At 56.4% G+C, this 23,650-nt stretch carries 23 protein-coding genes and 1 tRNA gene; 12 read left to right on the top strand and 12 right to left on the bottom strand.

Annotated features, from left to right (window positions below; genetic code table 11):
- The first annotated feature begins 17 nt into the window (after positions 1 to 17).
- Positions 18 to 1,397, top strand: a complete 1,380-nt coding sequence (locus COA65_06095) for a hypothetical protein (protein PCJ59622.1) — start codon at positions 18 to 20, stop codon at positions 1,395 to 1,397.
- Here COA65_06095 and COA65_06090 read toward each other — a convergent pair.
- The 3 genes from COA65_06090 to COA65_06080 form a co-directional block, all read right to left on the bottom strand.
- Positions 1,394 to 2,167 (bottom strand): 2-deoxy-D-gluconate 3-dehydrogenase, encoded by a 774-nt coding sequence (locus COA65_06090; protein PCJ59636.1) that lies wholly within the window; start codon positions 2,165 to 2,167, stop codon positions 1,394 to 1,396. The two genes, COA65_06095 and COA65_06090, sit on opposite strands and share 4 nt — an antisense overlap.
- Positions 2,168 to 2,251: 84 nt before the next feature.
- Positions 2,252 to 5,701, bottom strand: coding sequence for a transcription-repair coupling factor (gene mfd, locus COA65_06085; protein ID PCJ59635.1), 3,450 nt, complete (start codon positions 5,699 to 5,701; stop codon positions 2,252 to 2,254).
- Between the two features lie 4 nt (positions 5,702 to 5,705).
- A complete protein-coding gene (locus COA65_06080; GenBank protein PCJ59621.1) occupies positions 5,706 to 5,969 on the bottom strand; it encodes a succinate dehydrogenase assembly factor 2 in 264 nt (87 codons plus the stop codon).
- 102 nt (positions 5,970 to 6,071) lie between these two features.
- Between COA65_06080 and COA65_06075 the strand changes: the two genes are divergently transcribed.
- Positions 6,072 to 8,153, top strand: coding sequence for an ATP-dependent DNA helicase RecG (locus COA65_06075; GenBank protein ID PCJ59620.1), 2,082 nt, complete (start codon positions 6,072 to 6,074; stop codon positions 8,151 to 8,153).
- Here the strand turns inward: COA65_06075 and COA65_06070 are convergent.
- Positions 8,150 to 8,836, bottom strand: a complete 687-nt coding sequence (locus tag COA65_06070; GenBank protein PCJ59634.1) for a hypothetical protein — start codon at positions 8,834 to 8,836, stop codon at positions 8,150 to 8,152. The two genes, COA65_06075 and COA65_06070, sit on opposite strands and share 4 nt — an antisense overlap.
- A 235-nt stretch (positions 8,837 to 9,071) precedes the next feature.
- On the opposite strand from COA65_06070, the gene COA65_06065 reads away from it, so the two are divergent.
- On the top strand, positions 9,072 to 9,356 hold the full coding sequence (locus tag COA65_06065; GenBank protein ID PCJ59619.1) for a hypothetical protein: 285 nt from the start codon (positions 9,072 to 9,074) through the stop codon (positions 9,354 to 9,356).
- A 93-nt stretch (positions 9,357 to 9,449) separates the two neighbouring features.
- Complete coding sequence (locus COA65_06060) at positions 9,450 to 10,175, top strand: hypothetical protein (protein PCJ59618.1); 726 nt, start codon at positions 9,450 to 9,452, stop codon at positions 10,173 to 10,175.
- 22 nt (positions 10,176 to 10,197) lie between these two features.
- On the opposite strand, the gene COA65_06055 is transcribed toward COA65_06060, so the two are convergent.
- Complete coding sequence (locus COA65_06055; protein PCJ59617.1) at positions 10,198 to 11,178, bottom strand: hypothetical protein; 981 nt, start codon at positions 11,176 to 11,178, stop codon at positions 10,198 to 10,200.
- A gap of 6 nt (positions 11,179 to 11,184) precedes the next feature.
- Complete coding sequence (locus COA65_06050; protein PCJ59616.1) at positions 11,185 to 11,928, bottom strand: short-chain dehydrogenase; 744 nt, start codon at positions 11,926 to 11,928, stop codon at positions 11,185 to 11,187.
- A gap of 81 nt (positions 11,929 to 12,009) precedes the next feature.
- Here COA65_06050 and COA65_06045 point away from each other — a divergent pair, with 81 nt between their 5' ends.
- The 7 genes from COA65_06045 to COA65_06015 all read left to right on the top strand — a co-directional run bounded on the left by COA65_06045 (position 12,010) and on the right by COA65_06015 (position 15,347).
- On the top strand, positions 12,010 to 12,555 hold the full coding sequence (locus tag COA65_06045) for a hypothetical protein (protein PCJ59615.1): 546 nt from the start codon (positions 12,010 to 12,012) through the stop codon (positions 12,553 to 12,555).
- Positions 12,396 to 13,118, top strand: coding sequence for a hypothetical protein (locus tag COA65_06040; protein ID PCJ59614.1), 723 nt, complete (start codon positions 12,396 to 12,398; stop codon positions 13,116 to 13,118). Before COA65_06045 ends, COA65_06040 begins: the two co-directional genes overlap by 160 nt.
- Before the next feature lie 115 nt (positions 13,119 to 13,233).
- Positions 13,234 to 13,506 carry a hypothetical protein gene (locus tag COA65_06035; protein ID PCJ59613.1) on the top strand — a complete coding sequence of 91 codons (273 nt, stop codon included), beginning with the start codon at positions 13,234 to 13,236 and terminating at the stop codon, positions 13,504 to 13,506.
- A gap of 40 nt (positions 13,507 to 13,546) precedes the next feature.
- Positions 13,547 to 14,188 carry a hypothetical protein gene (locus tag COA65_06030; protein ID PCJ59612.1) on the top strand — a complete coding sequence of 214 codons (642 nt, stop codon included), beginning with the start codon at positions 13,547 to 13,549 and terminating at the stop codon, positions 14,186 to 14,188.
- Positions 14,189 to 14,242: 54 nt separating this feature from the next.
- The gene (locus tag COA65_06025; protein PCJ59611.1) at positions 14,243 to 14,719 is read left to right on the top strand and encodes a hypothetical protein; all 477 of its coding nucleotides are present in this window, start codon (positions 14,243 to 14,245) and stop codon (positions 14,717 to 14,719) included.
- 26 nt (positions 14,720 to 14,745) lie between these two features.
- Positions 14,746 to 15,150, top strand: coding sequence for a hypothetical protein (locus tag COA65_06020; GenBank protein PCJ59610.1), 405 nt, complete (start codon positions 14,746 to 14,748; stop codon positions 15,148 to 15,150).
- On the top strand, positions 15,111 to 15,347 hold the full coding sequence (locus tag COA65_06015) for a hypothetical protein (GenBank protein PCJ59609.1): 237 nt from the start codon (positions 15,111 to 15,113) through the stop codon (positions 15,345 to 15,347). The genes COA65_06020 and COA65_06015 overlap by 40 nt, the downstream gene beginning before the upstream one ends.
- 117 nt (positions 15,348 to 15,464) lie before the next feature.
- Here the strand turns inward: COA65_06015 and COA65_06010 are convergent, their stop codons facing one another.
- The 6 genes from COA65_06010 to COA65_05985 form a co-directional block, all read right to left on the bottom strand.
- The gene (locus COA65_06010) at positions 15,465 to 15,950 is read right to left on the bottom strand and encodes a YajQ family cyclic di-GMP-binding protein (protein PCJ59608.1); all 486 of its coding nucleotides are present in this window, start codon (positions 15,948 to 15,950) and stop codon (positions 15,465 to 15,467) included.
- 27 nt (positions 15,951 to 15,977) lie between these two features.
- A tRNA-Lys gene (locus tag COA65_06005) sits at positions 15,978 to 16,053 on the bottom strand.
- Positions 16,054 to 16,100: 47 nt separating this feature from the next.
- Positions 16,101 to 16,652 (bottom strand): peptidylprolyl isomerase, encoded by a 552-nt coding sequence (locus COA65_06000; GenBank protein PCJ59607.1) that lies wholly within the window; start codon positions 16,650 to 16,652, stop codon positions 16,101 to 16,103.
- A 16-nt stretch (positions 16,653 to 16,668) separates the two neighbouring features.
- Entirely contained in the window at positions 16,669 to 17,220 is a 552-nt protein-coding gene (locus COA65_05995; protein ID PCJ59606.1) for a pantetheine-phosphate adenylyltransferase, read from the bottom strand.
- On the bottom strand, positions 17,220 to 19,931 hold the full coding sequence (locus tag COA65_05990) for a DNA gyrase subunit A (GenBank protein PCJ59633.1): 2,712 nt from the start codon (positions 19,929 to 19,931) through the stop codon (positions 17,220 to 17,222). Before COA65_05990 ends, COA65_05995 begins: the two co-directional genes overlap by 1 nt.
- A gap of 195 nt (positions 19,932 to 20,126) precedes the next feature.
- Positions 20,127 to 20,594 carry a single-stranded DNA-binding protein gene (locus tag COA65_05985; protein PCJ59605.1) on the bottom strand — a complete coding sequence of 156 codons (468 nt, stop codon included), beginning with the start codon at positions 20,592 to 20,594 and terminating at the stop codon, positions 20,127 to 20,129.
- Between the two features lie 190 nt (positions 20,595 to 20,784).
- On the opposite strand from COA65_05985, the gene COA65_05980 reads away from it, so the two are divergent.
- Positions 20,785 to 23,646 carry an excinuclease ABC subunit A gene (locus COA65_05980; protein PCJ59604.1) on the top strand — a complete coding sequence of 954 codons (2,862 nt, stop codon included), beginning with the start codon at positions 20,785 to 20,787 and terminating at the stop codon, positions 23,644 to 23,646.
- Positions 23,647 to 23,650 lie beyond the last annotated feature (4 nt).

The following is a 23,650-nucleotide window of genomic DNA, read 5'->3' as shown; positions in this document are numbered from 1 at the left end:
AAACCCTCTATTATCAGTTGGTAGTTAGCAAGGAAGGCCGCAGCGATAATAGCAAACCCAAGCCGCCAGCAATCCCTAGCAAATCTTCGTTAGAGGGTCCGGAGTTAGCCGCAGCTGAGTCGCTAGTCCAAACCGTGCGCGAGCAATCAGCCGATAGTTTATCTTTTGCTAGTGAAATGATAAAAACTCTGCACCGCCGCAGCGAAGAAAATGTGCGCATCTTACTAAATCAAGATGATTCCCCAGCCAACATCGTTGCCGTAGCAAGCCGAGTCTTGGAAGTCCCCAAAATTCGCACCCAAATTGTACATGGTTTCCTGCTGGATAGCGTCAACGCCAGCAAACGCGACATGAAAGATTCGCCAATGCTAGCAATATGGGAAAGTCTAAAAAACGAATGGATTTACATCAACCCTAATACCGGCATGATTGGTCTTCCTGATAATTATTTGATCTGGTGGACTGGCGAATCACCAATGTTCAATATTGAAGGTGGCGGTCATTTCAAATCCTCGGTTTCTGCACAAAAAACCGCGCAAAACGCCTTGGACTTGACCCAGCGCAACTTAGAACAACAACATCCCAACATCTGGAAATTTTCCTTATTCAGTCTGCCGCTGCACACCCAGGTAGTCTATCAAGTGATGATTATGATCCCACTTGGCGCTTTTATCATCTTGTTGTTACGCAACCTGGTCGGCATTCAAACTTTTGGCACCTTCATGCCAGTACTGGTGGCACTAGCCTTCCGTGAGACCAATCTAATTTCTGGCATTATTTTATTTTCTATCGTCATTGGCATCGGGCTTCTGGTGCGCTTCTACCTGGAGCATTTAAAACTACTTTTAGTGCCGCGAATTGCTGCAGTACTATCGTCAGTAGTGATAATTATGATCTTGCTTAGCATCATCAGCTACCATTTAGGTATCGAATATGGCCTGTCAATTGCGCTGTTCCCGATGGTAATTATGACTATGACTATTGAGCGCATGAGTGTGGTATGGGAAGAGCGGAATCCTTGGGAGGCTATTTTGCAAGTTATCGGCAGCCTGTTTGCCGCCTCCATCGCCTACTTAGCTATGAACGTACCGCTGATGATGCATCTGTTCTTTACCTTTCCGGAATTGCTGCTGGTATTGATGAGTGCAATGTTGTTATTAGGTCGCTATCGCGGTTATCGGCTCAGTGAGTTGTGGCGCTTCAACAGCCTAATGGCGCATGAATTGGCCGGACGATCTTGGCCTCTCCGTCAGCACAATAAAAATCTACGTAACCGGCCTCCTGAAGGCCCTTCAGATCAACAACCGAACCCAGGCCGGCATTCTCGCTTCCAAGAACGAGGCGTAACCCCGCCCCCTCACCACGCTATCTTGGCTTTCAGGCATTCGGGCTTCTAAAGCGGATTGACGCTTTGGCCACCATCAACAGTAAGAACGCTCCCGGTCATGAAGCTGGAAGCATTGGACGCCAGCAACAGCAAGGCACCATCCAGATCTTCAGGCGAACCGAGGCGGCGAAGCGGAATACGCTGCTTGATCCGCTCCCCCTCCCCGCTAGCCAGATACGCCCGATTCATGTCGGTCGTGATGTACCCCGGCGCAATCGCATTCACGCGAATCTGATGACGGGCAAGCTCATTGGCCATCGCCTTCGTCAGATGCACAAGCCCCGCCTTCGCCGCGCCATAAGCCGCCGTCTGCCCGATGACACGATCCGAAATGATTGAGGCGATGTTGATGATCGACCCGCCATGGCCAAGACGGACCATGTGCCGGGCGACTTCCTGCGCCAACAGCCATGCCCCTTTCAGATTGGTATCGATAATTGCGTCCCAGTCCTCTTCCTTCGTTTCAAGAAAGGGTTTTGGGATCGCCACCCCGGCGTTGTTGACAAGGATGGTGATCGCGCCAAGTTCGGTTTCCGCACAACCAACCGCCTGACGGATGCTTTCTGGATCGCGCACGTCAAGGACGATCGGCATGGCCCTGCCATCGAAGGCTTCGATTTCCTGGCAAAGTTCCCGAAGTTTTTCCGTCCGCCGGGCGGCAATCGCCACTTTCGCGCCTGCGCGCGCCAGCACCAAAGCAAAATGCCGACCCAACCCGCTGGAAGCGCCGCTTACAAAGGCACATTCGCCGCTCAAATCATAAGGGATGTGCTGGGCCATGCCGTTTTCCGCCTCGCGTTTTCTGGCTCGTCCTTCCAGCCATTTTTCCACGCCCGCCTCCAGGCGGCAAGTCCGGACGCGACGCTAGACCACAAGCTTTGCCAGGCTCTCTACCAGATGGTGAACGCCGGTCATACGTGCGTTTAAATCATCCCAGCCACGGCGATAGACAAGTTTGTGATCGGGACGAAGTTTGACATCGCCCACCTGGCTGGTAAGAAAAACAGCCAGTTTTTCCGGATGCGCAAAATGGTTGTTATGGAAGCCGACAAGGGCCCCCTTCGGCCCCGCTTCGAGACTGCCGATGCCAGCCGTCCGGCAAAGCTGCTTGATGGCGACGATCGCAAGCAAATTTTCGACGTCTTCCGGAAGCGGCCCAAAACGGTCGATAAGTTCGGCGGCAAAGCCATCGATCTCGCTTCGATCCGCAAGACTGGCGATGCGGCGATACAGCTCGAGGCGCAAGCCAAGATCGGCGACGTAACTTTCCGGTATCCGCACCGGCATGCCGAGGCGAATATCCGGCGTCCAGGCTTCTTCGCCGGCGTCCTTCGTGCGCTCCCCCCTGGCCACCGCCACCGCTTCTTCCAGAAGGTGCTGGTAAAGCTCGACCCCGACTTCCCGGATATGCCCCGATTGGGCGTCGCCCAGAAGGTTTCCGGCACCGCGAATGTCCAGATCAAAGCTTGCCAGCTTAAAGCCAGCGCCTAAGGAATCGAGCGCCTGCATTGTCTGCAAACGTTTCGTTGCCGCCTCGCTAAGAATGCGATTGGGCGGGATTGTAAAATAGGCATAGGCCCGGTTTTTCGCCCGCCCGACACGACCGCGAAGCTGATAGAGCTGGGAAAGGCCGAACATATCCGCCCGGTGCACGATAAGCGTGTTCGCGGTGGCAACGTCCAGTCCGGATTCGATGATGTTGGTGGAAAGAAGAACGTCGTAATCCCCTTCATAGAAGCCGATCATCACCTTTTCAAGCGCGCGCGGCGCCATACGACCGTGGGCGGTAATCAGGCGGACTTCCGGGACCAGCCGGCGCAGTTTTTCCTCTTCCTTCGCCAGATCCTCAACCCGCGGACACACGTAAAAAACCTGACCGCCGCGAAGACGTTCGCGCAGAATCGCCTCGCGGAGGATAACCGGATCGTAAGGAAGCATGAAACTGCGAACCGCCAGACGGTCAAGCGGCGGCGTTGCGATCACGCTCAACGCCTTCATCCCGGAAAGGGCAAGCTGCATCGTTCGCGGGATCGGCGTTGCCGTTAACGTCAGAACGTGAACGTCGGTGCGAAGTTTTTTCAGGCGTTCCTTGTGCGCCACGCCGAAATGCTGCTCTTCGTCAACAATCAGCAGCCCAAGATTGGCGAAGGCAATCGACTTCCCAAGAAGCGCGTGGGTGCCAATGACAATCGTGCTTCCGCCCTCGGCAAGCCGTGCCTTGATTTCTTTCTGCCTGGATGGCGGAACGAAGCGGGAAAGCTGTTCGATGCGAACCGGAAAGCCCTCGAAGCGTTTTACGAAGCCTTCAAAATGTTGGCGCGCCAGCAGGGTTGTCGGCACCACAATCGCAACCTGATAACCCGACAAGGCGGCGACAAAGGCGGCGCGAAGGGCAATCTCCGTTTTTCCAAAGCCAACGTCACCGCAAATCAGGCGGTCCATGGGACGACCGCTGGCAAGGTCGTGGAGGGTTTCCTCAATGGCCGCCTGCTGATCCTCGGTTTCCGGGTAAGGAAAACGCGCGCAGAATTCGTCATAGCCTTCCGGCGGTGTCATCACATTGCCCGGTTCCATGGCGCGCGCCGCAGCCAGGCGAATCAATTCCTCTGCCATATCCCGTATCCGGCGTTTCATCCGGGATTTGCGTGCCTGCCAGGCGGTTCCTCCCAAGCGGTCCAGGGAAACCAGCCCCTCTTCCGAGCCATAACGGGAAAGAAGTTCGATGTTTTCGACCGGCAGGAAAAGCTTGGCGTCGTCTGCGTAGAGAAGACGCAGGCAATCATGGGGGGCGCCCTGAATTTCCAGCGTAATCAGGCCGTCGTAACGGCCGATCCCGTGTTCCTGATGCACGACAAAATCGCCGGGAACCAGGCTTGCTGTGTGGGAAAGCACGTCTTTCGCCCGGCGGCGCTTTGCCGAACGACCAAGGCGATCGCCGAGAATATCCTGCTCGGTGATGACGGCAATCCCCGGTGCTGAGAACCCCTGTTCAAGACCAAGCACGACAAGGGCCGTCTTTTCGGGTGGCAGGCACGCCACCGCCGGCCAGTTTTCAGCCAAAACCAGTTCGCCGATGCCGCGTTCTTCCAGAATTCCCTGCAGGCGGGCGCGGGAACCGGTGCTGTGGCAGGCAATTAGCGTTCGCCAAGCTTGCGCACGCGCCTGGTCCAGGGTCTTTCGCACTTCTTCGAAGATGTCGGTTTTTGGATCCCGCCGGACGACCGCAAAATCAAGCAGCACCTTGCCGCCCGCTCCGGAAAAGGGGTTAAGGGCAAGAAGCGGTCGGGAATCTTGAATCCGCTGCCATTCCTCCTCCCGAAGGTATAGGGCATCGGGCGGCAACGGATGGTAGAGGTCGCCACCATCGCGGATGCTCTCTCTGATGAGCGCCTTGCGGGTGGTGTAATATTCCAAAACCTGCTCGAAGCGCGCTTTCACCAGCTCTGCCACCTGATAATCCAGGCTAAGCATGGCATCCGGCACATAGTCGAAAAGGGTTTCAAGGTGGTCGTGAAAAAGCGGCAGCCAATGCTCCATGCCGGGATAACGGGCCCCCGCCGAGACGGTTTCATACAGGCGGTCCGCCGCCGTCACCGTCCCGAAAGCCTCCCGATAGCGGGTACGGAAATGGGCAATGGCTTCGGCATTCAGGCGGAGTTCGCTGATCGGGGTAAAAAGAAAGGCCGGCACATTGCCGGCGCTTCGCTGGGTCATGGGGTCAAACAGGCGGATCCCTTCAAGCTCATCCCCAAACAGATCAAGGCGCAGCGGCTCTTCCGTTCCAGGGGGATAAACATCCAGAATCCCGCCACGAACCGCAAATTCCCCCGGCTCCATCACGGTTTCCGTGCGCCCATAGCCCTCCCCTTCGAGATAGGCAATCAGACTTGCCTGGTCCAGCGCCTCGCCCACGCGCACGGCGAAACCGCTTCCGGCAAAGATCGTACGGGCGGGAACGCGTTGAAGGCAGGCGTTTACCGTCGTCAACAACACGCTGCCCGCGATCCCCTCATCCGAATTCGCCAATCCGCTCAGCACCTCAATCCGCCTGCTTTCGACGGACGCGTGAGGCGGCGAACGGTCATAGGGCAAGCAGTCCCAGGCCGGAAAGATGCGAATGTCGAGATCCGGGGCGTAGAAACGGATTGCCTCGGCCAGGACCATCATGTGGTTTTCGTCGCGGGCGATATGGAGGACGCCAGCCACCCTGCCGGACGTGGCCAGGCTTGCCAGGAATGCGGCATCGGTGCCGTCCGGAAGGCCGGAAATCGTCCCCTGCCCGGAAAAGTTTATTTTTTTTATTATATTTTTCAGCAAGTTATTTTATTTCGCTAAAGTCGATAATCATCTTAACCAGGGGCGTATCGTGCTCTGGTGGCACCGACACCCGCCCGGTGAGCCATGCGAGAATATCGTTGTCCGCCTCATTGAGAAGGGCCTCGAAGCGGTCGAGCTCCTCGGGTGTCAGTTCCCCCAGATAGCGTTCCGCAAAGCGGCCCAACAGCAGGTCATTTTCCTGCATGCCGCGGCGCTGGCCAAGAAAAAGGAGTCGTTTTAGACGAGGCTCTGAAAAAACTGTCATGGCATCACGTTAGAAGCGCATTTCGACTGGCACTAGGGTATAGAGGCTTGATCGTCTTCTGTCAGCCTTACGATCTTCTTTTTCAGTCCTTGTGGAGGGGCGATGCGCCCGGAAATCCTGTTTCCACTTTTTGCACCGATGACAAAACTGCCCGGTGTTGGCCCCCGCATCGGCGCGGTCCTGGAAAAGCTTGCCGGGCTTCATATCGTCGATCTTCTTTGGCTGTTTCCAACAGGGCGGATCGACCGGCGCTACACGCCCAAAGTCGCCGAAGCCGTGGCCGGGCGGCTTGCCACCCTGACGCTTCACATCAATGCCCATGAACCGCCGCCGACGCGCCGCCTGCCCTATCGGATTCGCTGCTCGGACGAAACCGGCGAAATTACCCTCGTCTTTTTTCACGCAAAAGCGGATTATTTGAAGCGCATCCTGCCCGAGGGCGAGATCCGGGTTGTCAGCGGCAATATCGAAAAATTTCGGAATGCCCTTCAGATTGTCCATCCGGACCTGATCGTCAAACCGGAAGAGACCGACAAGCTTCAAGAAGTTGAACCGGTCTACCCGCTGACAGCCGGGTTGACCCGAAAGCCCCTTGCCAAGGCCATCACGGCGGCGCTTGAACGGTTGCCGGAATTGCCCGAATGGCTGGATGCCAGCCTTTGCAAACGCGAGAAGTGGAAAAGCTGGCGCGTCTCCCTGCGCGCCGTGCATCACCCTGAAACGGAAGAAGATCTGGCACCCAAAGCCACGCCACGCACCCGCCTGGCCTATGACGAACTGCTCGCCAACCAGCTTGCCATCGGCCTGACCCGCCTGCATCAACGGCGTGGCAAGGGCCGGGCGATCTCTGGCAATGGAAGCATCCGAAAGCATGTTCACGCGGCGCTCCCCTTCACSYTSACGCCTTCGCAAGTGACGGCATTGGGGGAAATTGACGYGGACATGGCCTCGCCCCAACGCATGATGCGGCTGCTTCAGGGGGACGTTGGCAGCGGGAAAACCGTGGTGGCACTGTTCGCCATGCTAAATGCCGTCGAAAATGGTGAACAAGCGGTATTAATGGCGCCGACGGAGACCCTTGCCCGTCAGCATTACGCGACGATAAACGCCCTGCTTCGCGACAGCGGTGTCACCATCACGCTTCTGACAGGCCGCGAGAAGGGGTCGGCGCGGAAACAGGTTTTTGACGACCTGGCCTCGGGCAAAGCCGCCATCGCCATTGGTACCCACGCGCTGTTTCAGGAAAAAGTTGCCTTTCACGACCTTGCCTTTGCCGTCATCGATGAACAGCACCGTTTCGGTGTTCATCAGCGGCTGACCCTGGCCGAAAAGGGCACCGCCATCGACACCCTTGTCATGACCGCAACGCCCATTCCACGCACGCTCACCCTCACCCTTTATGGCGACCTCGACGTCTCGCAGCTTACCGAGAAGCCTGCAGGAAGGCCGCCGGTGGATACCCGCCTTGTTCCGGTCGAACGTCTGGGCGACGTCATCGCCGCCGTCCAGCGCGCGATGAACAAGGGCCGCCAAGCTTATTGGATATGTCCTTTGGTCGAGGAATCCGATGTCCTCGACGTCGCAGCGGCAGAAGAGCGCTATGCCACCCTAAAAGCGATTTTTGGGGATCGCGTCGGCCTCATGCACGGACGCATGAAAGGAAATGAAAAAGACGCCGCCATGGCGGCTTTCCAGGAAGGTAAAATTCGCGTTCTCGTTGCGACGACGGTTGTCGAGGTCGGCGTCGATGTGCCGGCCGCAAGCATCATGGTCATCGAACATGCCGAACGCTTTGGATTAACGCAGCTCCACCAGCTTCGCGGTCGTATCGGTCGTGGCACGGAAGCTTCGACATGTCTGCTGCTGTTCGCCTCGCCCCTCGGTGCGACGGCGAAGGCACGGTTACAGGTAATGCGTGAAACCGACGACGGCTTTCAAATCGCCGAAGAAGACCTTCGTTTACGCGGAAGCGGCGAAGTCCTTGGCACCCGGCAAAGCGGCCTCCCTCTTTTCCGGATTGCCGATATAGCCCATCACCAGGACCTGATGGCCATGGCCTATGACGATGCGCGCCTGTTTCTGGATCGCGATCCAGTGCTGCAAACGCCCCGAGGCCAAGCCCTGCGCGTTCTGCTCTATCTTTTTGAACGCGACGGCGCCGTTAAATATTTACGGTCCGGCTAGGCTTTTGCGTCAGGTTCCGTGGCGTGGCTGGAAAGAAGCGGCTTCGCCTGCGCTTCCTTGGAACGGTGATCCGGTGGCGTAACAATGCCGCCGGAAACCACCATCTTGATTCCTTCCTCCACGGTCATCGAAAGCGCATAAACGTCTTCTGACGGCACGAACAAAAGAAAACCAGACGTCGGGTTCGGCGTTGTCGGCAAAAAGACGTTAATCAGGCTCTCCTTTGCCAGATTCTGGATTTCGCCTTCCGTGCTACCGGTGATAAACCCAATCACCCAAATGCCGCGCCTGGGATATTCAATCAAAACAACCTTGCTGAACGCGCTGGAGCTACGGGTCAGAACCGCCTCAAAAATCTGCTTCAGGGCGCTGTAGATACTTCGCACTACAGGCATTCGCGCAAGAAGCCGCTCCCCGATGCGCAGGATAAAACGCCCCAGGAACCCAGCCATCAACGCGCCGATCAGGGTAATGATAACGAAGACGATCAACAGACCGAGACCCGGAATATTGATCGGAAGGTAGGTTTCCGGACTGTACATCACCGGAATCAGGGGCGTGACACGATTGTCCACGAAGGCCACCACCAGCCAGACAATGTACATTGTCAGGCCAATCGGCGCGGTTACCAGAAGACCGGCAAGAAAATAATTTCGCAGGCGGGCAAGCACGCCGACACGCATCGATGCCTTGCCCCCTTTAGAGACGTCCCCAGGCGTTGCCGCCGAATTTTCATTGGTCGGAATATCCGTCATTTTTTTCTCAACCCTTGCCGGAGCCAGCTGGCCCAACGCTTTCCGTTTGCTTGCTTGCCCACATATTCATAACCAAAGACCAAGGCTTATAGGAAAAATTAACGCTTTTTTGATGCCTGTCCGCCAAAATTGCAGAGGATTCCAAAGGGACAGGGACTCGAACATGCCAGCAAAACGCTTCACGGCGCTAGTGCTTGCCTTTGCGCTTGCCGGTTGCTCACAGGTTTTTAAGCCAAGGGTTACCGCAACCGAAACGGTCGATGCGAACGGCCAGCACACCACGACTTATAAGAACTGCGACCCCACCCGCGTTCTCGACGGCAAACCGCTCTGTTATACGGAAAGCCAGACCGATACCTATTGCTACCGAACCCTGGGTGACGTCAATTGCTTCACGCGCCAACCCGCTGACAGGCCGGTTTCGATTACAGACGCCACCCCGGAATAACAATTCGCCCCGGCGACGACCCCGCCCACGCATACTTTTTCCTTGAACTCCCCAGGCGTTCCCTATCTCCTGTGAAGCCCTGTCTTCATTTGAATGGCTTGTCGTTCCATGTCAAAGAACGTCCTTCGTTCCATCGCGGTCCTGGCTGTCCTCGGCATCGGCTTCCTGGTGGTCCGTGCGACGCTGGACGCGATGAAACCGGAAGAAACGCCGCCGCTTTACCAATTCCTCATTCTTGGGGACGCGACCACGGTGCCGATGAATATTTCCAAGCCAAACCGTTGGCCACAGCAGGTGGCAAGCATCTTTCGCGAAGAAAACCATCTGGTGGAAATTCCCCACATCCTTGCCAAAGTCGGCATGGGCATCACGAAACTTGCGGAAGAACTCATCCGCCCGGAATTTCAGGGTCCGTATGACCTTGTGCTCGTGCAAACCGGGGCAAACGACATTGCCGCCGGAATGGATCAGGAAAGCTATCGGGTAAAATTTGCCAGCCTGTTGCGAAAAGCCACGGCGCGCGCAGGCAAGGACCCGTCTCGCGTCATCGTCCTGTCGGTCCCGGACTGGACGGCTATCAAGAAAAAGAAAATTGAAAATCGTGAAACAGTTAAAAAGAAAATCGACCTTTTCAACGCGATCAACATGGCAGAAAGCAGCAATGCCGGCGTACGCTACGTTGACGTGACCAGCCTCTCGCGCCGGGCGGCTTTTGACCTTTCCCTTCTCAGCCGCGACCAGAAAAATCCATCGGAGCGCATGTATGAAATATGGGCGCGCAAGATTTACCCAACGGCATTAACGGCACTGGGCCGTTAGGAGCCTTCCGACGTCTCTTTCTTTATGGAACATCGAGAATGAGGCGGGAATGTTCACCGCCCTTCTCGACCGCTTCCTGGGCCGTAACGATTTTCTCAAATGGCAGACATTTTGTGCGGTGCGTAAGTGCGCCTTCCGCGCAACATTGGTTGATGTCAGCAATCGCCTTTGCCCGAGCGGCATAGGGCATCTGAAAAACAACGAAAAGGCGCAAATTCGCATTGCTGAACATCAACGGGTAGAAGGGCAGTTTTGGCTCAGGCTCTCCCATCGAGGCATACGCTGCGATGACGCCATTTTTCTTAAGAATGTTACACGCCACGTCAAGGTTGCCGCCGAAATCCACCTCGACAATCCGATCAACGCCGACGCCATCCGTAAGTTCCCGGACGCGCTCGGCCGCGTTCTCCGTCCGGTAGTTAATCACATGATCCGCGCCAGACTCCCTGGCCAGTTGCGCCTTTTCCTCGCCGCTAACCGTCGCAATCACTTTCGCGCCGCCCCATTTTGCAAACTGAATGGCGTAATGACCAACGCCGCCGGCGCCGCCCGTTACCAGGATCACCAACCCCGTCACGAGGCCGTCCGAAAAAACGCCAAAATGCGCGGTCATGGCCGGAATGCCGAGGCAGGCGCCTTCGGGGAAAGAGGTGTTTTCCGGCAGGGGGATGGCCTGGGCCTGGGGGAGTGCGACCTGCTCGGCCGCCGTGCCGCCGGCACGCTGCCACTGGGCGGCAAAGACCCAGACGCGCTCGCCCATGCGGGTGGCTGGCACGCCCTCGCCCACCGCGTCGATCACGCCAGCACCGTCGCAATGGGGAATGATTTTTGGATAGGCGATTTTTTGACGCAAGCCACCGCGCGTCTTGACATCGAACGGATTGATGCCGGAAGCATATAGGCGAACCCGCACCTCGCCAGGGCCAGGGGTTGGCGACGGCAATTCGCCAAGTTTCAGAACCTCTCCTGCCGGACCGTTTTTATCATACCACGCCGCACGCATTTTTGATTACGCCTCTGGAAGCTGAGCGGCGAATCGCCGCTCCAGTGCTTTTGGATCTTCGGCCATGCTTGCCGCAAAGTCTTTCGCAAAATTATCGGGGTAGAGATCTTCGGCCTCGCGAACAATGCCATCCAACACGGCTTCGGCGATTTCGGAGGGCGCCGCCTTTGGCTGCGGACGATGGGTGGACATGGCCGTATCGGCGGGCCCGACAAAGACGCCCATCACCTTCGTTCCCTGGCTGACCAACTCCGCCCGAACCCCCTGGGTCAAGGAACGTGCCGCTGCCTTTGAAGCGCTATAAAGCCCCACCCTGGGAACGTGGACAAGCGCCGCAATCGAAAGCACGTTCACGATCATGCCGCCGCCGGACGCTTTTAAGAGCGGCGCGAAGGCACGACACATGTTCAGCGTGCCAAAAAAATTTGTTTCCATAATGGCGTGCGCATAGGTCACCGAATCGGGATGGAAAAGCCCGACATGTTTTGTAATCGCGGCGTTGTTGATAAGAAGATTAACGTCACCGCAATTTTCCGCCGCTGCGGCAACAAGATCCGGCTTGCGAATGTCGAGATCCAGAGGAACGACGTGATCCGCCATGGTCGCCGCCTTGGCCTTTAGCCAGTCTGCTATATGCAGGTCAGCGCAATAAATCTTTCTTGCGCCGGCCGCCAGAAGCGCCTCGACAAAAGCTTTGCCAATTCCCTGATTTGCGCCTGTGACAAAGGCAATTGATCCGCCTATCTGCATTCTTCCCTCTCGCTTCCCATCGACCTTTTTGTGATAGCATATACGGATCAACGGGGGCTTGCAGTTATCCATCCATAAAAATTGGAAGAAGGAACGCTTATGGACAACAACGGGCTGCAAAAGGCCGCACTGACCGGTCTTATCCTTATCCTTGGCGCCGTCCTCGTTTTCGGCCTCTTCGAAATGGGGTTTGTTTCAAAACAGATTTTCGAATCAGACCCCGTAAAACTTGCAGGCGAAAACATCGAAACCTCCTTTCTGGCATCGGCAGAGCAGGGCGATCTTCGCTCCCAATGGCTCCTGGCTCTCATCTATCTGAAGGGAGAAGACACACCGCAGGATCTTGCGAAGGCCGCAAAATGGTTTCGGCTGGCCGCCGAACAAGGCCACCCGGCGGCGCAATTGAATTTAGGACGCATGCACCAGCTTGGCGATGGCGTTCCCAGGAACCTTGTCGAGGCCTATAAATGGATGGCCATTGCCGGCGAGACTTTTCCAAAAAGCGAAGGGCGCGATCAGGCGCTATCCGCCCGGGATATCCTCAGCCAGCAGCTCAAACCGAAAGAATTAAAGCGGGCCCAGGACTTAATCAAAACGTGGAAAGCGAAAACCAGCGGCGACAATTGATCCGTGTTCACGGCCTGAGCTTTGCTTGCGACCACCTGAAAGGAAGCGTACCGCTTTTGAAACATTTTCTACCAATCCTGTTGCGCGTGCTTGTCCTGCCTGCCCTGGTAGGGCCCGCCTTAGCGGCACCCCCCCTGGCAGCGGAACCCGACGCCGTCCACGTCATCGACGGCAATCGCCTGACACTAAATGGAACACGCATCCGCCTTTACGGGATTGCCGCCCCCGATCTACGGCAAAGCTGCGAGTGGCCGAACAAGACAATCCCCTGCGGAGCGATCGCAAAAACCGCGATGATGGATTTAATCGCAGGTGCCAGAGTTGTCTGTCAGGAACGGGTGGACACCCGTCACGCGAACGCTGACCGCATGGAAAGGCTTGCCATCTGTTATGCGGGCGGCTTCGATGTCGGTGCGAATATGGTGCATACCGGCTGGGCGCTTGCCAATCCAAAGACGCCTTCCGATTACGCCACCATTGAGGCGCGCGCGCGAAAGAAAGCCCGTGGCCTTTGGAAAGGGCACTTCGTGCGCCCCTGGGAATGGCACCCGGTGGGAGAATAAAAACACCTCGGCACCCGCCTGCGGCCTCGGATGCCCTGCCAAGAACCCCCTTCAAGTGGACAGACACATCCGCTATCCTTGCCAGCAATGGCTCATACGGAACGGGGTTAATGACATGCATAGCGATTTCTTGAAAAAGCGGCTGCCCTTGGCCGTCGCCCTTGCGTTTTTCCTTTCCATCGGGATGGCTGACGCCGCCCTGGCTGGATCCCACACCCCAGATGAGGCAAAGGAAAAGGCCACCGAAGCGGTGCCGCTTTGCTTTGATATGGATATTGGAAAGTCGGTGCCCTGCACCTCCAAGCACAAAGAAAAAACGGACGACAAGGTTCGGGACTTTCTGACCCCCCATTCCGGTACACGCGATCAGGAATATCCCGGGAAATAATCGCCGAAACGCAAAACCACCGGTTCAAGAAAGCAAAGCGATGCCACGCTACATCATGATGGGAACCCATTTTTCGAATTGGATCGCGCGCCAGCCGGAACGCTCGGACCGGATCGCTGCACAACTAGAAAAACTTGATATCGAAATAAAATCCTCGAACTACACCCAGGGAATCTACGATTTCGTTGACGTTGTCGATGCGCCGGACGCCGAAACAATGATGGCCTTTTCGATCTGGTACAAAAAAGAAGGCTTTGGCGATTGCACAACGATGTCCGTTTTCCAGCGCCCGGAATTCCAGGCAATCGGCAAGATCGCAGGCATCCAGGCAGAAGAAACCTATGAAGTGGCACAGGGCTGGCACCCACCGTCCGGCGAGAAGCCTCGCCAAGTTTACGTCATGATGGGAAAACACGATCCCGACTGGGTCGACAAGCAATTGACCCGTACAAAAGATGTGTACGAGCAGTTCCAGAATCTCGGCATCAAGATGCTCTATTCCAATTACGTCCAGGGCCAATATGATTTTGTTGGCGTCATCGATGTGCCTGATGCGCAAGCCATGTTGGCCTTTTCGATCTGGTACCGGATGAACAGATTTGGGCACATCGTCGCGATGCCAGCTTTCAGCCGCGATCAAATGCAAGACGCCGGCAGCCGCGTCGGCGTCGAGGGCGCGTGAAGCAGAACCTCACAAGGCTGAACGAGAATATCTGAGATTCATAGGTTTTAGACCATGCGCTTCTTTCTCCCCTTTCTTCGAGCCACCGGGGTCGTAGCCCTGCTTCTTGCAGGCGCAACTGCCAGCGCCGGCGATACCGGCAACCCGGGCACGATCCGGATCGAAGCCCCCTGGGCACGAGCCACGATTGGAACCTCGAAAACCGGTGCCATCTACTTGAAAATCATAAATTCGGGTGAGAACAAGGACCGCCTGGTGGCGATCGACACCCCGGTTGCTGCCAAAGCGCATCTTCACAAGACCATTGCCGACGCAGACATGATGAAAATGCGGCCTGTCGATAACCTCATAGTAAAACCGGGAAGCACGACGGTTCTGGCGCCGGGTGGCATGCACATCATGTTGATGCAGCTATCCGAGCCATTGAAGAAAGGCCTAAGCTTTCCGTTAACGTTGCATTTCGAGACAGGAGGAAATGTGACCGTGACGGTCCCGATAGGCGGACCCGGCCAAAGGCAGGCACCCGAGTAAGAGAAGCACCGATAGGGTGGCCTACCATGTCTAAGAATGGCGCAACCCTCACCCCTGTCAGAGTCCTCCTTATGGGCGTCGCCCTTATGGCGTTCTCGTTGGGAACGCTTCCTTCTGCGCGCGCCGGAGGCCAGGAGCAGGTTCAAAGCGACCCGGCTTCGCAAGCCACCAATCGCGGGCCGTTTTCACTCATCAATCACAACGGGCAACCCGTTACCGATCAGGATTTTCTTGGCCGGTTCCTGCTCGTTTTCTTCGGCTATACGCACTGCCCGGACGTCTGCCCGACAGACCTTCAGATCATGAGCCAGGCCCTCGATGGCTTGGGCAGGCCAGCGAGAACGGGCAGGCGATCTTCATCACCATCGATCCCGAACGCGACACGGTTGAAATGTTGGCGAAGTATGTACGCAATTTCCATCCGCGCCTGATCGGCCTCACCGGCAGCCTAGAACAGGTTGCGACGGCAGCCAAAATCTACCACGTTCGCTACAGAAAGTTTTTTCCCGTGGTTCTCGACGACGATACGCAAAGCGGCGAGAAGGCAGGAAAAGAAGAGGAAAACGCCCAATATCTGATGGATCATTCCGCCTCGATATACCTCATCGGGCCGATGGAGAGGGCTTGAGCATGTCCCCCACGGCATCACCCCGGAACAGATCCGTAGAGGACATAGAAGGGTTCGTCCGGGATCGCCAGGAAGAGCTGGAATGAAGCCGGAAGTAGCCGGCGTCGAGGGACGGCCCTAATCCCGGAAATTCACATATTGCAGGGGATGGGAGAGCTTCATCTCCTTGACCAACTCAATGACGGCTTGCAGGTCGTCCCGTTTCTTGCCTGAGATGCGCAGCTCATCGCCCTGAATGGCGGCCTGAACTTTCAGCTTCGCCCCCTTGATCTCTTTGACGATTTTTTGGGCGAGTTCGCGTTCGATCCCCTGCTTGATGGTCACCTTCTGACGCAGGGACTGGCCGGTGGCTTTCTCCGGGGTTCCAAAATCAAAGGCACCGCCATCGACCTTGCGCCGGGCAAGATAGCCGCGCAGCAACTCCTGAACCTGCTTTAGCTTGAAATCGTCATCGGCCTTGAGGGTGAGCACGTCCTCGGCACGTTCGATCAAACAATCGCTGCCCTTGAAGTCATACCGCGTCCCAATTTCGCGCATGGCACCCTGAATGGCGTTATCGACTTCGGCAAGGTCGGTCCGGGAAACAATATCGAATGAGGACATGATCTTTTTTCGCCTCTGGGTTTAAAGTGGTGAGCCCGACAGGATTTGAACCTGTGACCCTCTGATTAAAAGTCAGATGCTCTACCAACTGAGCTACGGGCCCACATGAAGAAGCCCCACCCCTACTCTGAAAGGTGTAGGGATTTCCAGTTATTTTCCAGCTTCAACGTCCGCCGCAACCCGAAGGTGAATGATTTTATCAGGATCCGCCACGGTGCCGTTCGCCTGCTGGTCGCCTTTTTTGATGTTATCCACGAATTCTATACCCGATGTCACCTGGCCCCAGACGGTGTATTGGTTGTCCAGAAACGGTGCCGGCGCAAACATGATAAAGAACTGGCTGTCGGCGCTGTCCGGATCTTGGGCCCGGGCCATGGAAAGCGTTCCCTTTACATGGGGTTCGTTTGAAAATTCCGCTTTCAGATTCGTGCCCGAACCGCCGGTGCCGTTGCCGCGAGGATCCCCGGTCTGAGCCATAAAGCCGTCGATCACCCGGTGAAAATTAAGCCCGTCGTAAAAGCCTTCGCGGGCAAGCTCTTTGATCCGAGCCACATGATTGGGGGCCAAGTCTGGACGCAACGCAATCACGACCCGGCCATCCTTGAGGTCAAGATAGAGAGTATCCTCAAGGTTTGTGGCGTTAGCTTCGGACATTGTCAAAAACAGAAAAGGGATTAAAAGAAAAATTTTCCATGATTTCATGAGCCTTTCAGGCCTTTCAGTTTTCCTTGAACGTTTGAATAAGCGTGTCTTTATTTCCATTCGCTTTTAAATCCGCAAAACAGACCTTCAAAGAGTTAAGAACTCTGGGCGAAACGAATTGGCTTACATCGCCGTCCAGACGACCGATTTCCTTCACGAAGCGCGACGAGATGAATTGATTGCTTTCCGAAGCCATCAGGAAGACCGTCTCAATTGGTGGATGAATGCGGGCGTTCATGCCTGCCATTTGAAATTCATATTCGAAATCAGAGACGGCGCGCAATCCCCTCAGGATGATGGCGACCTGGTTTTCGATCGCAAAGTCCATCAGCAAATTGTTGAAAGGCTTGACACGCACGCGCTTGCCGCCCGGATCAAGAACAGCGGCCTCATCCTTGACCATCTGCACGCGCTCGGCCAGAGAAAACATCGGATCCTTACCGGCATTCTCGGCCACGGCAACGATAACCTCGTCAAGAAATTTGGTCGCCCGGCCGATAATATCAAGGTGGCCGTTCGTAATTGGATCAAACGTGCCTGGATAGACACCGATGCGATGCAGGCCCATCAGCTTCCCCCCACGTCCGCCGGTTCCAGTGCTTTGCCTGTGTCTGTTTCGCCAGCATCTGTTTCAAGAGCGTCCGTTTCGGACCCCTCGCCGGTTTCGTTTTCAACCGTCTGTTCGTCAAGGCGGGTGACGGAGACGACATGTTCTCCCTTCCCCATCTTGAAAAGGGTCACGCCCTGGGTAGAGCGACCCGCGATGCGAATATCGTGCACCGGGCAACGGATCAGCTTGCCCTTGTCTGTCACAAGCAGGATTTCATCCCGATCCCTTACAGGAAAGCTGGCAACGACCGGGCCATTGCGCATCGACGTATCAATGCCGACGATGCCCATGCCGCCGCGCGACGTGATCCGGTACTCATAGGTCGAGCTTCGCTTGCCATAACCATTTTCCGTAACGCAAAGAAGAAACTCCTCTTCCTCCATCATCTTCGCAAAAACTTCGGGATCTGAAGGTTCGGACGCTTTACCGCCGCCATCCACTGCCTCACCAGACAGGCGGCGACGAAAGGATGCCACGCGCAGATATTCGTCGCGTACCGAGGTTACCACGGTCGCATGACGAAGAATTGACATGTCGATCACCCGATCGTCCTTGCCAAGGCGAATGCCTCGAACCCCGGACGAGTCGCGACCGCTGAAAATGCGGACGCCCGTARCGGGAAAACGGATGCATTTGCCAGAATGGACGGACAGAAGCACGTCCTCGTCCTCCTGGCAGATGCGCACACCGATCAATTGATCGCCCGCATCAAGTTTCATTGCGATCTTGCCGTTCACCATGACGCGAACAAAATCGGAAAGCCGGTTGCGGCGAACATTGCCGCTGGCCGTCGCGAACATTACCGTCAGGCGCTCAATACCGGCTTCGTCGTCGGGCAGTGGCATAAGCGTCGAGATTGTCTCCCCCGCTGCCAGCGGTAGCAAATTCACCATCGCCTTGCCAAGTGCCTGTGGGCTGCCAAGGGGCAGCTTGTACACTTTTAGCTTGTAGACTTTGCCGATCGACGAAAAGAAAAGGACAGAGGTGTGTGTGTTGACGACGAAAACCTGGCTGACGAAATCCTCGTCCCGGGTCGACATGCCGGCGCGGCCTTTGCCGCCACGGCGCTGTGCCCGATAGGTGCTTAGAGGAACGCGCTTCACATAGCCATTGTGGCTAACGGTCACAACCATCTCTTCGCGCGGGATCAGGTCTTCGATGTCGCGTTCAAACTCACTATCCTCAAGCGTCGTGCGCCTGGGATCGGCGAAGCGCTCTTTGATGTCCTGCAATTCGTCATACAGAATTTTCAAAAGTTTTTCGCGTGAGCACAGCACGTCGAGATATTCGGAAATCTGCGCGACAAGGCCTTTGAGTTCTTCCGCAACCTTGCCCCGTTCAAGGGCCGTCAGGCGTTGCAACCGAAGTTCAAGAATGGCCTTCGCCTGGGCATTTGAAAGTTCGTATTTGCCGTCTTTTACCTTGCGGTCCGGCTCATCGATCAGCGCGATGATCGTCTCGACGCCTTCGACCTTCCAGGCCGTTTTCATCAATTGCTCGCGCGCCTCGGTCGGATCTTTCGCCTTACGGATGAGTGCGATAATGGGGTCCAGATTGGCCACCGCAATCGCCAGACCAACCAGAAGATGGGCGCGTTCGCGCGCTTTACCGAGCGCAAAGATCGTACGCCGGGTAATGATTTCCTCGCGGAAGCGAAGGAAGGCTTCGAGCACCTTCTTGATGCTCATCAGTTCCGGCCGGTTTTCATTTAGCGCCAGCATGTTCACGCCAAATGTCGTCTGCAACGGCGTGTATCGGAAAAGCTGGTTTAACACGACTTCGCCCTGGGCGTCCCTTCGCAATTCGATAACAACGCGAACGCCATGACGATCCGATTCGTCGCGAAGGTCCGAAATACCTTCAATTTTCTTGTCACGCACCATCTCGGCAATGCGCTCGACCATGCGCGCCTTGTTCACCTGATAGGGGATTTCGGTGATGATGATCGCTTCGCGCCCCTTTCGAATTTCCTCAATTGCGGTGCGACCGCGAATAAGGATGGACCCCCGGCCCGTGTGATAGGCCGAGTGCACACCGCTCTTGCCCATAATGATGCCGCCGGTGGGGAAATCCGGTGCCGGCACAATTTCCATCAACGCTTCGATCGAAAGGTCAGGGTCATCGATCAGCGCGCAGGCCGCGTCTATGATTTCGCCCAGATTGTGGGGCGGGATATTCGTCGCCATCCCCACGGCAATGCCACCCGCGCCGTTTACCAGCAAATTTGGAAAACAGGCCGGAAGCACCATCGGCTCGGTGGAGGAATCATCGTAGCTCGGCTGGAAATCGACCGTGTCCTTGTCGATGTCTTCCAACATCGTATGGGCAGACGGGGCAAGGCGAATTTCCGTGTAACGCATCGCCGCCGGCATGTCGCCGTCCATCGATCCAAAGTTCCCCTGCCCGTCGAGCAACATCAGCCGCATCGAAAAAGGCTGGGCCATCCGCGCCATGGCGGCGTAAATCGCCGCATCCCCATGGGGGTGGTATTTGCCCATCACGTCGCCGACGACACGCGCCGATTTTCGGTAAGGGCGGTTCCAGTCGCAGCCGGCTTCCTTCATCGCATAGAGGATCCGCCGGTGAACCGGCTTCAAGCCGTCGCGCACGTCTGGAATGGCACGGGAAACGATGACGCTCATCGCGTAATCAAGATAGGAACGCTTCATCTCCTCTTCGATGGAGATGGTCGAAATATCAGAAGAATCCTGTTCGGAAGAGGTCACGAAAAATACAGATCTTTCAATTGGTTGCTGGAAGACATTTGCGGCATCCACCGCCGGAGTCCGAAGGGGGATTTATAGCAGATTTTCCACCTTCGGGTCTACCGGAGGCGGGCACAAAAAACCGTTGAAATTCTTTTTCTAGAAAGGAATTTCGTCGTCGAAATCCCCACCGCCGGAGCTGCCAGATGCGGCCGGACTGGCCGGACGTTCGCCGAAGTCACCGCCGCCACTGCCCTCGCCGCCGCCGCTGCTGCTGCGACCATCCAGCATCGTCAGTTCCCCCCGAAAGCGCGGCAACACGATTTCCGTCGTATAGCGCTCATTGCCGTCCTTGCCGGTCCATTTCCGGGTTTGCAGGCCCCCTTCCAGATAGACCTTCGAGCCTTTGCGCAGGTATTTCTGGGCGATACTGCCAAGATGTTCATTAAAAATGACGACGCGATGCCATTCCGTGCGCTCGCGCCGCTCGCCGGTCGCCTTGTCCTTCCAACTATCGGACGTGGCAACAGAAAGATGAACGATGACCGTGCCATCCTGGGTGTTACGGACTTCGGGGTCGCGGCCCAGATTGCCGATAAGAATTACCTTGTTGACGCTGCCTGCCATGCTTCATCCTCCCTCGATTGCGACGGTCACATCCCGTCTTATGGGGGAAAATACGGACTTCTTGCGCGGGCCGCAACGGTCGTTAAACTTTTCCTCCTCCGGATCGGTTTCAGGGGTCGTAAGGACGCCACAAACGCCTTATATTCCGTGGAAAATCTGCTTTTACCAGTGAGCTTTTGAGTCTGCCATCATGGTGTCGAAAATCATCGTCCGTGGCGCGCGGGAACACAATCTGAAGAATGTCGATGTCGATCTTCCCCGCGATCGCCTGATTGTCATCACGGGCCTTTCCGGGTCCGGGAAGTCCTCGCTTGCCTTCGATACGATCTATGCCGAGGGGCAGCGGCGTTATGTCGAGAGCCTTTCGGCCTATGCGCGCCAGTTCCTTGATCTCATGCAGAAACCCGATGTCGATACCATCGAAGGCCTTTCGCCGGCGATTTCCATCGAACAGAAAGCAACCTCACGCAACCCCCGCTCCACCGTTGGCACGGTTACCGAAATTTACGATTACCTTCGTCTGCTCTATGCCCGCACAGGCGTACCGGTTTCGCCCGCAACTGGCCTTCCCATCGAAAGCCAGACGGTCTCGCAGATGGTTGATCTGACCCTCAAAATTCCAGAAAAAACGCGGATCTACCTGTTGGCCCCAATCGTGCGCGGGCGCAAGGGTGAATACCGTAAAGAGATCGCCGAGCTACAAAAGCGCGGGTTTCAGCGGCTGAAAATCGATGGTGAATTCTACGAAATCGACGACGTGCCCAGCCTCGACAAAAAGCGAAAGCACACCATTTCTGTTGTCGTTGACCGGCTGATCCTGCGCGAAGGCCTTGAGGCGCGTCTCGCCGACAGCATCGAGACAGCCCTTGAGCTTTCCGACGGGCTGCTTCTTGTCGAAGAGCAGAAATCCGGCAAGACGACGATTTTCTCGGCAAAATTCGCCTGCCCGGTCTCTGGCTTCACGATTGAAGAAATCGAGCCCAGGCTTTTTTCCTTCAACAACCCGTTTGGGGCCTGCCCGGCCTGCGACGGTCTTGGCGACAGCCTCTATTTCGATGCCCTGCTTATCGTCCCGGACGAAATGAAAAGCCTGCGCGGCGGTGCCATCGCGCCATGGGCAAACGCATCTTCCCAATATTACCGCCAGACCCTTGAAAGCCTCGCTAAAAAGTACCGCTTCAGCATGGAAACGCCTTTTGAAGAACTGCCGGAGCGAACGAAAAACATCCTGCTTTACGGCAGTGGCGAAGAAGCGGTCACAATCAACTATGACGATGGCTTCGAGACCTACACGACGCGAAAACCCTTCGAGGGCATCCTCCCGAACACGGAACGCCGCCATCGCGAAACGGACGATTCCTGGCTTCGGGAAGAACTCGCCCGCTATCAAAGCGCCAGGCCCTGCGAGGCTTGCGAAGGCTATCGCCTAAAGCCCGAGGCGCTGGCCATCAAGATCGACGGCCTGCATATCGGTGAAGTGGCGACCATGTCGATCCAAAAAGCCAAGCATTGGTTTGATGCCGTTGAGGGCAAACTATCTGCGCAAAAACGGACCATCGCCGCCCGTATCCTGAAGGAAATTCGCGAACGCCTTGGCTTTCTCGTGAATGTCGGACTCGAATATCTAACGCTTTCCCGCGCCTCAGCCACGCTTTCCGGCGGCGAAAGCCAACGCATCCGGCTGGCCTCGCAAATCGGCTCGGGCCTGACTGGCGTCCTTTACGTCCTGGATGAGCCGTCCATCGGGTTGCATCAGCGCGACAACGCCCGCCTGCTTGAAACCCTTGTGAGGCTGCGTGACATCGGCAATACGGTGATCGTCGTCGAACATGACGAAGACGCTATCCGAAGCGCGGATTATCTGGTGGATATGGGGCCAGGCGCCGGCGTGCACGGTGGCCAGGTCGTCGTTGCCGGACCACCGGAAGAGGTGTTTGCACACCCAACCAGCCTGACCGCCCAATATATAAGCGGTCGCCGTCATGTTTCCGTGCCCGATCACCGGCGCCAAGGCAGGCCGGGCCAGACCCTGACCGTCATCGGTGCCACGGCCAATAATTTGAAAAAGGTTACCGCCCACTTTCCCCTCGGCACGTTTATCTGCGTCACCGGGGTCTCCGGCGGCGGAAAATCCACGCTTTTGATCGAAACCCTCTACAAGGCCATCGCACGCCGCCTAAACGGTGCCCGCGAACACCCCGGTGAACACGAACGCATCGAGGGGATGGAATTTCTCGACAAAATCATCGATATCGACCAATCGCCAATCGGTCGTACGCCCAGGTCGAATCCTGCGACCTATACCGGTGCCTTCGGCCCCATTCGGGAATGGTTTGCAAATCTGCCCGAAGCCGCCACCCGTGGTTACCGGCCGGGCCGCTTTTCCTTCAATGTAAAGGGCGGTCGCTGCGAAGCCTGCCAGGGCGACGGGGTGTTGCGCATCGAGATGCATTTTCTGCCCGATGTCTACGTCCGGTGCGACACCTGCAAGGGTCAGCGTTACAACCGTGAAACACTAGAAATAAAATTTAGAAACAAATCGATAGCAGACGTTCTTAATTTAACGATCGATGAGGCTGCCGCCTTCTTCAAGGCCGTTCCCGCCATACGCGGCAAGATGGAAACCTTGCAGCGCGTCGGCCTTGGCTATGTGCATCTTGGGCAGTCGGCAACCACCCTTTCCGGCGGCGAAGCCCAGCGCGTCAAGCTGGCCAAGGAACTTGCCCGCCGGGCAACGGGGCGCACCCTTTATATCCTGGACGAACCGACGACAGGCCTGCATTTCGAAGACGTGCGCAAGCTGCTTGAGGTCCTTCACACCCTTGTGGATTCCGGCAACACGGTGATTGTAATCGAACATAATCTGGAGGTCATCAAGACGGCGGACTGGATCGTCGATCTGGGGCCGGAGGGCGGTTCCGGTGGCGGCCGGGTCGTCGCCGAAGGCACGCCGGAAGCCATCAGTGACGTGCCGGAAAGCTACACCGGGCAATATCTGAAGCCTTGTCTTGCCAAACGCCTGGTACCACCGCGCAAACGCAAGCGCGCATAAAACC

Source organism: Rhodospirillaceae bacterium, assembly GCA_002746255.1.
Classification (GTDB): domain Bacteria; phylum Pseudomonadota; class Alphaproteobacteria.
The sequence above is the reverse complement of the archived record's forward strand: the minus strand, read 5'-3'. Positions and strand labels throughout refer to the sequence as shown.

Bases quoted from the DNA above. Each gene is read 5' to 3' on its own strand.
- COA65_05995 (PCJ59606.1), bottom strand. From the start codon at position 17,220: ATGGGCCTGCATCGCATCGGTGTCTATCCAGGCACGTTTGATCCAATT.
- COA65_06060 (PCJ59618.1), top strand. From the start codon at position 9,450: ATGGCTTGTCGTTCCATGTCAAAGAACGTCCTTCGTTCCATCGCGGTC.
- COA65_06035 (PCJ59613.1), top strand. From the start codon at position 13,234: ATGCATAGCGATTTCTTGAAAAAGCGGCTGCCCTTGGCCGTCGCCCTT.
- COA65_06050 (PCJ59616.1), bottom strand. From the start codon at position 11,928: ATGCAGATAGGCGGATCAATTGCCTTTGTCACAGGCGCAAATCAGGGA.
- COA65_06020 (PCJ59610.1), top strand. From the start codon at position 14,746: ATGTCTAAGAATGGCGCAACCCTCACCCCTGTCAGAGTCCTCCTTATG.
- COA65_05985 (PCJ59605.1), bottom strand. From the start codon at position 20,594: ATGGCAGGCAGCGTCAACAAGGTAATTCTTATCGGCAATCTGGGCCGC.
- COA65_06055 (PCJ59617.1), bottom strand. From the start codon at position 11,178: ATGCGTGCGGCGTGGTATGATAAAAACGGTCCGGCAGGAGAGGTTCTG.
- COA65_06065 (PCJ59619.1), top strand. From the start codon at position 9,072: ATGCCAGCAAAACGCTTCACGGCGCTAGTGCTTGCCTTTGCGCTTGCC.
- COA65_06010 (PCJ59608.1), bottom strand. From the start codon at position 15,950: ATGTCCTCATTCGATATTGTTTCCCGGACCGACCTTGCCGAAGTCGAT.
- COA65_06000 (PCJ59607.1), bottom strand. From the start codon at position 16,652: ATGAAATCATGGAAAATTTTTCTTTTAATCCCTTTTCTGTTTTTGACA.
- COA65_05980 (PCJ59604.1), top strand. From the start codon at position 20,785: ATGGTGTCGAAAATCATCGTCCGTGGCGCGCGGGAACACAATCTGAAG.
- COA65_06090 (PCJ59636.1), bottom strand. From the start codon at position 2,167: ATGGCCCAGCACATCCCTTATGATTTGAGCGGCGAATGTGCCTTTGTA.
- COA65_06030 (PCJ59612.1), top strand. From the start codon at position 13,547: ATGCCACGCTACATCATGATGGGAACCCATTTTTCGAATTGGATCGCG.
- COA65_06080 (PCJ59621.1), bottom strand. From the start codon at position 5,969: ATGACAGTTTTTTCAGAGCCTCGTCTAAAACGACTCCTTTTTCTTGGC.
- COA65_06025 (PCJ59611.1), top strand. From the start codon at position 14,243: ATGCGCTTCTTTCTCCCCTTTCTTCGAGCCACCGGGGTCGTAGCCCTG.
- COA65_06070 (PCJ59634.1), bottom strand. From the start codon at position 8,836: ATGCGTGTCGGCGTGCTTGCCCGCCTGCGAAATTATTTTCTTGCCGGT.
- COA65_06015 (PCJ59609.1), top strand. From the start codon at position 15,111: ATGTTGGCGAAGTATGTACGCAATTTCCATCCGCGCCTGATCGGCCTC.
- COA65_06040 (PCJ59614.1), top strand. From the start codon at position 12,396: ATGGATGGCCATTGCCGGCGAGACTTTTCCAAAAAGCGAAGGGCGCGA.